Origin of the sequence: Actinacidiphila guanduensis (assembly GCF_900103985.1) — a bacterium.
Taxonomy (GTDB): Bacteria; Actinomycetota; Actinomycetes; order Streptomycetales; family Streptomycetaceae; genus Actinacidiphila; species Actinacidiphila guanduensis.
The window spans coordinates 137,307-149,501 of sequence record NZ_FNIE01000015.1 but is presented as its reverse complement, the minus strand read 5'-3'; the positions used below and the strand labels follow the sequence as shown (position 1 = coordinate 149,501).

Sequence of the window (12,195 nt, the reverse complement as noted above, 5' to 3'; positions counted from 1 at the left end):
GTGCACAACTGAATTGTGTGCTTCACTTCTGGTCGTCGGGGCCGGATCGGCCGGCCCGCGAAGAGGGGAAGCACGATGGACGTCGTCTACACCGCCGCAGCCACCGCCACCGGCCGTGACGGGCGCGCGGTCAGCTCCGACGGGCGGCTCGACCTGAAGCTGGCGTTCCCGCCCGCGCTCGGCGGCAACGGTGAGGGCACCAATCCCGAGCAGCTCTTCGCCGCGGGGTACGCGGCCTGCTTCGCCAGCGCGCTGGGTGCCGCGGGCCGCGCGTCGAAGGTGGACACGCGTGACGCCTCCGTCACCGCGGAGGTGGGCATCGGCCCCGACGGCGACAGCTTCGGCCTCACGGTCACCCTGCGGATCGAGCTCCCCGACACGATCGACGCGGCCGCCGGCCGCGAACTGGTGGACCGCGCCCACCAGCTCTGCCCTTACTCGAAGGCCACCCGCGGCAACATCGAGGTCGACCTCGTCATCGAGTAATGGCTCGCGGCACGCCGAAGGCCGGCCCCTTCACACCGAGGGGGGCCGGCCTTCGGCGTACGTACGGTCAGTAGTGCCAGTGGGGCCTGCCGGACACCATTCCGCAGGTGATACGGGTGCCGTTCGCGTCCGTCGTACTCGCCCCGAGGTCGCTCTCCCGGCAGAACTGCCCGGCCCTGTAGCAGTTCCCGGCGTTCGAGCGGATGCTGCACACGCTCGCGTGCGTCACAGGTGGGGGCGGCGGCGTCGTCCGCCGGATCACCGGCGCCCTGGTGTGCGTCGGGGCCGCGGCCTTCTGGGTCGGCGGGTGCGTGGCCGGCGCCTTGCTCGGCGTCGTCGGCGGTGTCGTCGCCGGCGTCGTCTCGGGGGTGCTCGGCGGGGTGGTGACGGGGGTGGTGGGCGGCGTGGTTGCGGGCGTGGTCGGCGCCGCGGTCGTCACGCTGGGCGTGTGGGTCGGTGTGTGCGAGGTGTCGGCCCCGCAAGCGGCCAGCGCCGCGGCGGCGGCCACCGCGACCAGGGCTCCCCGTATTCGTCTCGTTCTCATGCGGGCACGCTAGGTGCTGGGCAATTGCTCCCACTCCGGAACGAACCAACCTACGCCATGCGTTGACGGGACCCACGGGTTCCCGCCGTAGGAGTTCCCCGCCGTTCCCGACCGCCAGGCCGGTGCCTGGCTGATCGCGCAGTTCCTCCCCCAGAGCTTCGACTGGGAGGTACCCCCAGCGCCCCTGGGTTGTACGGCCTCGCCGTTCGCGCGAAGGGCAAGGTTTTCAGGGGCGCGGGGAACTGCGCGCGCAACCGGCCACCGGGCGGTGGGCGGGAATGGCGGCGAACTCCCGCGGCGGGGAGCCGTACCCGCACCGCGTATGCGGGACCGTGTCGGTGGGGGCACGCGGGACCGTGTCGGCGAGGGGGCGGGGGTCAGCTCAAGGGGGCCGTGGGCCAGAGGGGGTCCGTGGCCACGTCCTCCGCGGCGCGCAGGACGCGCAGGACATTGCGGCCCGTCAGAGCCTCGAGTTCCGGCCGCGACCAGCCGCGCAGCGCCAGTTCGCGGAGCAGCGCGGGGTAGCCGGAGACATCCGCGAGGCCGGCCGGCTGGCGATCGACACCGTCGTAGTCCCCGCCGAGGCCGATGTGCTCGACACCCGCCGCCTCCCGCGCGTGCTCGACGTGGTCGGCGACCTGGGCCACCGTCGCCTCCGGGCGCGGGTGCGCCTCCAGCCAGGCGCGCAACCGGCGGTCGAGCGGCCGCTCGCGCTCGGCGGCCACCTCCTTCGCGACCGCTTCGGCGTCCTCGCCCGGCCGCGGGGCGCGCGGCCAGCTCCAGGGCCGGGCCGGCAGGTCCAGCCGCTGCCGCTCGGCCCGGAAGGCCGCCGACCACGCGGCCACCTCGGCGGAGACGAAGGCGGGCACGAAGGTGAGCTGGACGACGCCCCCGTTGTCCCGCAGCCGCTCCAGCACCCGGTCGGAGACGTTGCGCGGGTGGTCGGTGACCGCGCGGGCCGAGGAGTGGCTGAAGAGCACCGGCGCCTCGGAAGCCGCGAGCGCCGCGAGCTGCGTGCTCTCGGCGACGTGCGAGAGGTCGACCAGGACCCCGATCCGGTTGAGTTCGGTGACGATTGCGAGGCCCGTCGCGTTCAGCCCGCCGACAGCGGGCGCGTCGGTGGCGGAGTCGGCCCACGCGGTGTTGTCGTTGTGGGTGAGGGTGACGTACCGGACGCCGAGCCGGGCCAGGATACGCAGCACCCCGGCCGAACCGGCCAGGCTGTGGCCGCCCTCCACCCCGAGCAGCGAGCCGATCCTCCCGCCGGTGTACGCCCGTTCGACCTCGGCCGCGGTGTAGGCGATCCGCAGGTCGTCGGGGTAGGCGGCGACCATCCGGTACACGGCGTCGATCTGCTCCAGCGTGGCGACCACCGCCTCGGGCTCCGGCAGGTGCGAGGGCACGTACACCGACCAGAACTGCGCCCCGACCCCGCCCGCGCGCAACCGCGGGAGATCGGTGTGGAGTTCGGGCCGCGCGGTGTCCAGGCCCGCCACGCTGTAGCCGGCGCGGGCGCGCAGGGCGGCGGGCAGGTCGTTGTGCCCGTCCACGACGGGGGTGCTCTCCAGCACCAGCCGTACGGTCTCGTCGGGTGCGGGATCGGCGCGGTAGGCGGTCATGGCCCAGGGCTCCTCGGTTCTCGGTGGTGGGGCGGCCTCAACGGCCGCTCGGGCGGGGGGCGTTCCGGTCAGCGGGGCGAGAAGACTGCCCGTCCACGACGGTGCCGACCGCGGTGGACAGCACGTGCGGGAAGAGCGGGGCGTCGGTCGGCTTCAGGGCGAGCACCACCACCGCCGGGGCCGGCGCCGCCATCGAGGCGGGGCCGGCGAGCAGCGCGGAGGGGCCGTTCGGGTCCCTGATCCCCAACTGCCCGTCGAGGCCGGACTTCACGTCGGAGCGGTGCCGGATGCTTGCCGCCTCATGTACGCGGCTGCGCCGGGCGGGGCGGTCGTACGGGGGCGGTGGTGCAGGACCCGATGCGTATGGCTGCGGCGGGTGCGAGGCCTGCGGGTCGTACGGGCCCAGAGCTCCGCCGTACCCGAAGTCGACCCTGCTTCAGGGCGGTTGACGTCGGCACCGAACTCGCCGCACGCGGGACCGCGTTCGGGACGGCGGAACTGTCACCGCCGTGCCGGACCGTTCACCGCGAGCGGCCGCGTACCGCGAACCGGCGTCAGCGGGCCGGGAGTTGTCCCGGACACAGGGCGCTGTTCACGCGGAGCAGGTCCACGTGGCGCCGGGCGACGAGCGGGGCGAAGGAACCGCGGGGGAGGAGGCGCATGACGTCGCCGTGGGGGAGCCGCATGTGATCACCTCGCACCTGTCCGGCCCTCGGGCCTCGCGCTCGCGGGGCAGCCGTTGCCCTGCCGGTCGTCACCTGGAGCACTCCACCGAGGCGGAGGGTCGCGCGCTCGACGGGCCGGAATCCGGCGTCGACGCGCGTCACCGTCGCTCACGCTAGCCCGTGCGCCCGCCTTCGGGCAATGGCGTCCTGAACCGTGGACGAGCCCCGGTCGAGCCCCGGTCGGACCCTGCTCGGACCTGCGCGGACCTCCGCGAGGGCTCCCTGCCGATCCGGTCAGAGGGCGCGGCCTCGCCATCCGGACCCTGGTGGCCGGACCCGTTGACGCGCCCGTTGGCGGACCCAGCTGCCGTGCCGACGCGGGCGTCGCGGGGTTCTCTTCGCGCGGATTGTGATGTGTCATGGACATGCGCGTCACTCGCGCCACGCACAGCACGGCACGGCACCCGCACCACACGCGTACACGCCGCACCCGTACGCACGTACCCGCCCGCACCCGCACCCGCGATGCACCCGCACCCGCACGCACTGCACCCGCCCGCATCCCCGTGGCCCATCACCCGAGAGGATCGCATGAGCGTGAGAAGTCCCAAGTCGCTGGCGGCCGTTGCCGTCGCCACCGTGGCCCTGCTGCTGGGCGGCGGCCTCGGCACCGCCGCCGCCAGCCCCGCCGCCCACCCCGCTGCCGCTGCCGGCTCCCGTCCCGCCGCCACCGTCGCCTGCAGTTCGGCCGCCGCCTCCGGGCAGGCCGTCCAAGGCGCCCTGTCCCCGGGCGAGGTGCGCCGGCAGCTCGCCCCGCTCACCGCCCAGCACCGCGCGCAGTACGGCATCCCGGACAAGGGGCCGCTCGGCTCCACCGCGGCCACGCCCGACGCCAAACCGCTGGCCGACATCCACCCGGCGCAGGGCACCGCCTTCAAGTCCGCCTCCGGCGCGGACGGTTCGTGCGCCACCCAGTCGGTCACCACCGCGCTCACCGTGCGGGACGGCTACACCACCATCTACACCCCGACGATGTACCCGCCCGGCGGCTCCTGCGTCGAACTCGTCACCGTCTACACGCAGTCCGTCCACGAGGTCGCGGCCTGGGACTGGTGCCGCAGCGTCGACTTCGCCGCCTCGGTGCCCATCAACAGCTCGTTCCTGTCCACCTACACCAACGGCTCGGGCGCCTACACCGGCCGGGTCATCCGCACCTCCGCCTCCTCCAACACCTGGTCCGCGGCGCTCTACAACTACGCGGCCGGCCGCTGGGACACCCTGTTCACCCAGTCCGGCACCAACCAGTCGGGCCGCACGGACGGTTGGGACATCGAGGAGCTGTACTCCACCGTGCCCTCCTCCGGAACGGCATACTCCTGCACCGACATGGCCGGCCTGACCTTCGAGTCGTCGGGGATCTCGGTGCGCACCAACGGCAGTTGGGCCCTGGCGTCCCCGGCCAACGCCGACACGCACTACGACTCGGGCGCGGGCGCCTTCGCCTGTCCCACCCGCGCCTACCAGATGGTCAGCGCCTACGACCACTGGAAGGTCACCGGCTGAACCCCGTACGGGCGTGAACTCCCGTACGGGCGGCTCCCCTTCCCGCGAGGAGGGGAGCCGCCCGTACGCCGCTTCGCGGACGCCCCTCAGCAGGCGCCCTGGTCCGACCAGACGGCCCAGGAGGACGGGTCGGAGGGCACCGCGCCCGTCGAGTAGTACGTGGCCTTGTACGCGTGGCCGTTGTAGGAGACGGTGTCGCCCGGCACGTAGGAGGTGGACGGGTTCCAGGCCGCGGGGCACCCGGTGCCGCCGCCCCCGCCGGCCGCGGTGGTGGCCGTGACGGGGGAGGAGAGTGCGCCCGTGCCCGCGGTCCCGGTGGCCGCCACGGTGTAGGTGTAGGAGGTGGCCGCGGACAGCCCCGTGTCGGTGAACGAGGTGCCCGAGGTGGTGCCGACCTGGGCGCCGCCGCGGTAGACGGTGTACGAGGCCGCGCCCGCCACGCCGGACCAGGACAGCGAGACCGAGCTGCTGGTGGTGCCGGTGACGTGCAGGCCGGCCGGCGCGCCCAGCGGCGGGGGCGTGCTGCCGCCGCCGGAGGAGACGAACTCCCAGGTGATACCGGTGATCACGCCCGTCCCGGTCGGCGCGAACTCCTCGAAGGCGGGCTGGCTGAGGTCGATGTGGGTCGCGTCGCAGGTGGGGCACTTGTCGACGACGGGCAGCGTGACGGTGCGCCCGTTGTAGCCGACCTGGACGGAAATCCCCTGGCACAGGGGGTCGTTGTTGGGGTTGGCGGTCGTCCACCACTGGTAGGAGACGGCGACGAGGTATTGCGTGGAGGCGTCGATGGGCGTGCCGCAGGCGCCGTAGCCGACGTCGTTGTAGTAGGTCATCTCGCCGGACATGGGCTGCCCGATGGGGATGGCGGCCGCGGCGGGGCCGGTGGCGAGCAGCACCAGCGCGGCGGCGCCGGCGAGGCCGCCGAGCCACTTGCCGATGCGTGGGGGGATGCGCACGGAGCTCTCCTCTGTGTTCCGTTCGGCGGGTCGGGTCCGAGCAGGGCGTTCCGAGCAAACGTATTGACTGTACGCGAACAAACTCGGGTCCGGCCGGAGCGGCGGCGCCCCAGCGAACGGTTCCGGCCCGCGCTCCGCACCCGGCGCCCCCACGCGCCTCCCGCGCCCCCGCGGAACCCCTGATCACTTCCTCGGCCGAAGGCCCGCGCGGCCAGGCATGTTGCCCGATAGTCACGCCTTATGGCCATCGACTACCGCAAGCGCCTCATCGACTACCGCAAGCGCCCCAAGGCGCCCGCTCCGGCCGCAACGGGGAACAGGGCCGACAGCGCCGCGACCACCCCCGCCACCGGCGGGGCCATCAGCCTGGAGAAGGTCGCCACCCGCGCCCCCGGCCTGGTCAGCCTGTACAAGAGCGCCGCCGTCTCGCTGGCCAAGCACCGTGTCGTGGGCAGCCGCGCGGCCGTCTACCTCGTCCTGGACCGCTCCGGCAGCATGCGGCCCTTCTACCGGGACGGCTCCGTCCAGCACTTGGCCGAGCAGACCCTGGCGCTGGCGGCCAACCTGGACGACGACGGTGTCGTGCCCGTCGTCTTCTTCTCCACCGAGGTCGACGGCATCGCCGAGATCGGCCTGGACGACTACCGCGACCGCGTCAACCCGCTGCACGAGTCGATGGGCCACATGGGCCGCACCAACTACCACCTGGCCATGCAGGCGGTCATCGACCACTACCAGGCGTGCGGCGCCACCGACCCGGCCTTCGTCGTCTTCCAGACCGACGGCTCGCCGACCTCCCGCGCCGCCGCCGAGCACGTCCTGTGCACCGCGGCCCGCCTCCCCCTCTTCTGGCAGTTCGTCGGCTTCGGCGACGACGAGTTCCGCTTCCTGCGCAAGCTGGACGACCTCCCCGTCCCGGCCCGCCGTCCGGTCGACAACGCGGGCTTCTTCGCCGCGGGCCCGTCCCCCCGCTCCCTGACCGACAGCGCCCTCTACGACGCCCTCCTCGCCGAGTTCCCCCACTGGCTCGACTCCGCCCGCACCGCCGGCATCCTCCCCGCCGCCTGAGTGGCCTTGGGCAGAGCCGGGTGAGGTTCGCACCTCAGGCGCGCCGGTCCTCGTCCCTGTGCGGGCCCTCCGCCCAGCCGAGCACATAGGAGAAGCGCCGGATTCTGGGCACCCACAGCTGAAGCGCGGCCAGGTCGGGCAGCGTCACTTCGGGCGACAGCCGCAGCAGCGTGCTGTGCACGCGTGACCATTTCGGTACGCTCTCCGGCTGCAGGCTACCGACCACGCGGTTGCCCTGGCCGCGGACTTCCAGGTCGGCGACGAAATCGGGCCACGGCGTCTCCGGCGGTCTGGACATCAGACCGCCTGCGATGTCGTGCACCGGATCGGGCGGCGTGTCCAGCATCTGCTGCAGGAGCCTCGGCTGCGCTGTGATCAGTCCGAGCAATAGGACGACTGCCTGGTAGTCGCCCGGTTCGCCGTCCTCCCCGAGGAAGCGGGAGGCGCCGGACAGGTCCCGGGTGGACCTCAGCATGCGGTAGAGGTTGAGCAGTCTCTTTGCCTTCCGAGGAGTGCCGATCAGCGGGTTCAGGCTTGCCAGCAGGTCCAGTTCCGGCTTCGTCAGGGGTCTGAGGCTTGGTGCCGCGGGCCGTGGACCTCGCGGAAGGTCAGCCTCGGAGCCGGTCTCGACCGTGAGGGCGGTGTATGTCGATGCGTCCTCGACGCCGCGCGCCGAATCGGCGGACGCGTTGTTGACGGGCGCGATCGGCTCGGCTGCCTCAGCGGGCGCGGCCAGTGAGGACAGCAGTGGACGCAGGCTTCCGGCAGGCAGGCCAGGAAGGAGGAGAGGGATGTTGATGATCTTCTCCAGGTAGTCCTCGGGCAGCACCCGCGATCGATCCGCCGGGTCGCCGTCCTGTGTGTCCAGCATGCCGACGTAGTGGCTGGCCAGCGCCCGCACCAGCCAGCGCGGGTCCACACCGAGGACGACCACGAACAGGTCCAGGGCCAGCAGGAGGTGCACGGCCTGCAGTACCTCGACCACTTGCCTCGGGCTGCACCGATCGAGGTCGTCGATGTAGAGGACGATGCGATCGATCGGCCGATAGGAGGGCTCGGCCTGTTCCGGGTGCGCCCGCCAATCTCTCATCAGCGCGACCAACTGCTCAAGGTCCTTCCGCAGCACGGAAATCAGACCGAGGTTTCCCTTGTAGGAGTCGCCCCCGGCCCGCGCGCTCAAGAAGCTGTAGAGCCTGCGCCCTGGGCTCAGCTCGGTCAGTTGGCGGCCCAGGGCCCCGATGTGGGATACGGCGTCGTTCAGTTGGGCCTCGGCAACGCGCTGGTCGGCCTCGGCCTGGCGGAGATCGTCCAAGGCACGGGCCACCGCGCTCTTCGTGTCGGCCCGGCGGATGCGGTGCAGGTCCGCCCTCAGGTCTTCCGCTAGCCCGCGTAGCGCCCGGAGCCCCGAACGGGCACGCGCGACAGCGGCGAGTCCGAACGCTGTGCAGGTGACGAAGACACCTCCGCCGGAAACGAGCACCTCGGGTGAGGCGGGAGCAAATGCCATAGCGGTGATCATGGCCAAGAGGGCCAGCACGGCCACCCCGAGCGCGGCCCTGCCATGACGTTCGCGCGTCAGGCCACGGAGCGCCTGCGCATCCGAGACCGTGCCGTGCAACTGGTCCGCGAGGATTCTGGCCTGGTCCACGTCGTCCTTGACGCCCAACCTGCGCCACACGGCGCCCACGCGCTCGGCGAACTGCGGGGACTCCGCGAGCGAGCGGACCAACTCGCGGATTCCGACATCCCTGTCCGCCCCTGCTGCGTCCACGGCCTCCTGCAGGTGGGCGACGGTCACGCGGGCCTGCCGGGTGAGGGCGTCCAACTCACGGCGCTGGTCGAGCCGTACGGCAAGACGGTCGCGCAGGTCCCGCCGCTGGTCCTCCGGGCTGGCCTCGGGACCTGCCAGTTGGCGGAAGATCTCGTCGCCCAGACTTGCCCAGATGTTGGTATCCGCGTAGTGCCAGGCGTTGAAGCCGATCTGGGCGATCTCCGTGCAGTACCCCGGATGGCCCGACGCCGCCAGCTCCGCGATCCGGCTGCGCAGCATTGCCATGAAGTAGCTCTTTCCCGACCCCCATTCGCCGAAGATCCCCACAGACAAGGGCGTTGGCGTCCCACGGTCGCTCACGACGGCGGCGACCATGGACACGTACGGCGCCAGGCCGAGCCGGTCGCGGTTCAAGGGGATCCCGCCGTTCGGGTCGACCCAGTCGGCGGACACGCCACCCAGGAGGTCGGCCGGTGGGACCCTCCGCCCATCGAGCCGCTGCGAATCCGGCGCCGGCAGCTCGCCGGCCGCTGCGGCCTCCACGGCTGAAGCATCCGACTCGCTGTAGCCGAAGAAGACGACGTGCGTCCCGTGCCGGCGTGCGGCCGCCAGAGCCGCGGGCACCTCCACTGCCGCGACCAGTTTCCTGTCCAGCCCGAGGGCACCTGTCGCGAACAGCGGCAGTCCGACCGCATGCGCGCCGGCTTCGGCCGCTGTTGCGATCGCGCTCTCGGCGGCCGAAGTGATGGAGCCGATCGTCAGTGCACCGGTCCCTGCCTCGTGCGGCGTGGCCAGGACGGCGAGCCACGGACCCGCTGGCGCCTGCCCTCCGGACTCGGTCAGCCGGACGGTTCCTGGCCGCGTCGGCACCACCTCCGAGAGTGGCACCGACCGGAAGGGCGCCTCAGGGAAGTGGTCGGCGACGGTTGCCGCGAGAAGGCCGAAACTCTCGCCCACGGACACCACGATCGCGTCGATGTCCAACAGCCAGGGTTCCCCCGTCACCGCGACCGACATGCGTCCCGGTAATCCCGAGTGCCCACCCGCCCCGAAATCGCGCGACTCGGTCATGCCGTATCTCCTGTCGTCAACGTCGGTGCCGCAACACCTGAGCTCTCCGCCGCACCGGGCAGGTGCAGACCCCGGACCTTAGCGCCGCCTCGGAAGGGCGCCCGCGAGGTTTCGGCCGTTCGGCGGGGTGGGTCTGTTGTGGTGGGTGGGACCGTTGGGGCGCACCGGTTGTATACGGAGTTGCGGGCTCCTGGGTGCCGCGAGCTGGGCGGAGGGGCTGTCCGGCGGTCCTCGGCAGGCCCGGTGGGAGGCGCGGGGGCTCCTCGGGGAGGTGATTGCGGATCTTCATAGGAAGGCGAGAAATGACAGGTCAGAGGCGTGTGTCCGAAAGTTGGCCCTTGCACATGTTCGGGAAGCCGCTGCCCGTTGACGATCTCGTCCGCGCGGATCACCCTCACTTGTAGATGCCCCCTACACGCGAATCCGCGTAACGCGCGCGTTTCGCCGCCGGGGGCACGCGGCCGGGCGGAACCGAGCGTACGGAGGAAGAGACGTGTGCGGAATCGCCGGATGGATCTCCTACCAGCGTGACCTGCGGAGCGAGCAGGACACCCTCGACGCGATGACCGGGACGATGGCATGCCGCGGGCCGGACGCCGGCGGCACCTGGGTGAGCGGGCCCGCCGCCCTCGGCCACCGCCGGCTCGCCGTCATCGACCTGCCCGGCGGTCGGCAGCCGATGAGCGTGCGCACCTCCGGCGGCGAGGTCGCCATGGTGTACTCCGGCGAGGCCTACAACTTCACCGAGCTGCGCCGCGAACTGACCGCCCGCGGGCACCACTTCACCACCGACTCCGACACCGAGGCGGTGCTGCACGGTTACCTGGAGTGGGGCGACGCGGTGGCCGAGCGGCTCAACGGCATGTACGCCTTCGCCATTTGGGACACCCGCACCCGGCGGCTCGTGATGATCCGGGACCGGATGGGCATCAAGCCCTTCTACTACTCCCCGACCGCCGACGGCGTGCTCTTCGGTTCCGAGCCCAAGGCCATCCTCGCCAACCCGCTCGCCGACCGGACCGTGACCGCCGACGGGCTGCGGGAGCTGTTCGCCTTCGTCAAGACGCCCGGCCACGCCGTCTGGCACGGCATGCGCGAGGTCGAGCCCGGCACCGTGGTGACCGTGGACGCCGACGGCATCCGCACCCGCGTCTACTGGTCGCTGGAGACCCGGCCGCACACCGACGACCGCGCGGCCACCATCGCGCACGTGCGCGAGCTGCTCGACGACACTGTCCGCCGCCAGCTCGTCGCCGATGTCCCCCTGTGCACCCTGCTCTCCGGCGGCCTGGACTCCTCCGCCATGACCGCGCTGGCCGCCCGGCACCTCGCCGAGTCGGGCCGGCGGGTGCGCAGCTTCGCGGTGGACTTCGCCGGCCGCACCGAGAACTTCGTCGCCGACGAACTGCGCACCACCCCCGACACCCCGTTCGTGCACGACGTCGCCGAGGCGGCCGGCACCGACCACCAGGACATCGTCCTGGACTCCGACCAGCTCGCCGACCCCGAGGTGCGCTCCCGTGTGATCCGCGCCCGCGACCTGCCGGCGGGGCTGGGCGACATGGACGCCTCGCTCTACCTGCTCTTCAAGGCGATCCGGCAGCACTCCACGGTGGCCCTGTCGGGCGAGTCGGCGGACGAGGTCTTCGGCGGCTACCTGCAGTTCTTCGACCCCGAGGCGCGCAAGGGCGGCACCTTCCCCTGGCTGGTGAAGTTCGCCCGGCAGCTCGGCGACGACGAGTCCGTCCTGCTGCCGGACGTCGCCAAGCTGCTCGACATCGACGGCTACACCCGCGACAGCTACGCCACCGCGCGGGCCGAGGTGCGCCGGCTGGAGGGCGAGAGCGACTTCGAGTTCCGCATGCGCGAGATGTCCTACCTGCACCTGACCCGCTTCGTGCGGGTGCTGCTGGACCGCAAGGACCGGGCGAGCATGGCCGTCGGCCTGGAGGTGCGGGTGCCGTTCTGCGACCACCGGCTGGTCGAGTACGTCTACAACGCGCCCTGGGCGCTGAAGTCCTTCGACGGCCGGGAGAAGAGCCTGCTGCGCGAGGCGACCGCGGACGTCCTGCCGAAGTCGGTCTACGACCGGGTGAAGAGCCCGTACCCCTCCACCCAGGACCCCGCCTACGCCGTGGCTCTCCGGAACGCCCTGAAGGACCTCCTCGCCCGCCCCTCGCACCCGGTCTTCGACCTGGTGAGCCGCGAACGGACCGAGCGGGACGCCGCATTCGACGGTCCCGTCGTCGACCAGGCGGCCCGCAAGGGCATGGAGCGCACCCTCGACCTGGCCCTGTGGCTCGACATGTACCGCCCCACGATCACCCTCGACTGACCCGCCGGGCAGAGAACCGGGCAGAAAAACGCGGCACGAGGAACGCAGAAGGCAGAACGCAGCACGCGGAACGGAGGACGCGGGGCCGAACACCGGACGCGCCCGGCGCAGGGAACC

Annotated in this window: 10 protein-coding genes; 5 read left to right on the top strand and 5 right to left on the bottom strand. The window is 72.2% G+C overall.

The features are described from left to right. The first annotated feature begins 75 nt into the window (after positions 1-75). Positions 76-486, top strand: coding sequence for an organic hydroperoxide resistance protein (locus BLR33_RS28300; protein WP_093787471.1), 411 nt, complete (start codon positions 76-78; stop codon positions 484-486). Between the two features lie 203 nt (positions 487-689). Further along, on the top strand, positions 690-1,043 hold the full coding sequence (locus BLR33_RS35355; RefSeq protein ID WP_176930558.1) for a hypothetical protein: 354 nt from the start codon (positions 690-692) through the stop codon (positions 1,041-1,043). Positions 1,044-1,407: 364 nt separating this feature from the next. Here the strand turns inward: BLR33_RS35355 and BLR33_RS28290 are convergent, their stop codons facing one another. The 3 genes from BLR33_RS28290 to BLR33_RS36820 all read right to left on the bottom strand — a co-directional run bounded on the left by BLR33_RS28290 (position 1,408) and on the right by BLR33_RS36820 (position 3,335). Beyond that, positions 1,408-2,649, bottom strand: coding sequence for a dipeptidase (locus tag BLR33_RS28290; RefSeq protein WP_093787470.1), 1,242 nt, complete (start codon positions 2,647-2,649; stop codon positions 1,408-1,410). Positions 2,650-2,686: 37 nt separating this feature from the next. After that, a complete protein-coding gene (locus BLR33_RS28285) occupies positions 2,687-2,920 on the bottom strand; it encodes a hypothetical protein (protein WP_093787469.1) in 234 nt (77 codons plus the stop codon). Between the two features lie 283 nt (positions 2,921-3,203). After that, the gene (locus tag BLR33_RS36820; RefSeq protein WP_265737055.1) at positions 3,204-3,335 is read right to left on the bottom strand and encodes a putative leader peptide; all 132 of its coding nucleotides are present in this window, start codon (positions 3,333-3,335) and stop codon (positions 3,204-3,206) included. Positions 3,336-3,905: 570 nt separating this feature from the next. On the opposite strand from BLR33_RS36820, the gene BLR33_RS28280 reads away from it, so the two are divergent. Beyond that, entirely contained in the window at positions 3,906-4,877 is a 972-nt protein-coding gene (locus tag BLR33_RS28280; protein ID WP_093787468.1) for a hypothetical protein, read from the top strand. Between the two features lie 86 nt (positions 4,878-4,963). Here BLR33_RS28280 and BLR33_RS36815 read toward each other — a convergent pair whose 3' ends face one another. Continuing rightward, complete coding sequence (locus BLR33_RS36815; RefSeq protein ID WP_322987204.1) at positions 4,964-5,833, bottom strand: cysteine/serine endopeptidase inhibitor; 870 nt, start codon at positions 5,831-5,833, stop codon at positions 4,964-4,966. 240 nt (positions 5,834-6,073) lie between these two features. On the opposite strand from BLR33_RS36815, the gene BLR33_RS28270 reads away from it, so the two are divergent. Further along, on the top strand, positions 6,074-6,901 hold the full coding sequence (locus BLR33_RS28270; protein ID WP_093787467.1) for a vWA domain-containing protein: 828 nt from the start codon (positions 6,074-6,076) through the stop codon (positions 6,899-6,901). A gap of 34 nt (positions 6,902-6,935) precedes the next feature. On the opposite strand, the gene BLR33_RS28265 is transcribed toward BLR33_RS28270, so the two are convergent. Beyond that, a complete protein-coding gene (locus BLR33_RS28265; RefSeq protein WP_093787466.1) occupies positions 6,936-9,743 on the bottom strand; it encodes a P-loop NTPase fold protein in 2,808 nt (935 codons plus the stop codon). A 493-nt stretch (positions 9,744-10,236) separates the two neighbouring features. Between BLR33_RS28265 and asnB the strand changes: the two genes are divergently transcribed. Then, a complete protein-coding gene (asnB, locus tag BLR33_RS28260) occupies positions 10,237-12,078 on the top strand; it encodes an asparagine synthase (glutamine-hydrolyzing) (RefSeq protein ID WP_093787465.1) in 1,842 nt (613 codons plus the stop codon). Positions 12,079-12,195: the final 117 nt, after the last annotated feature.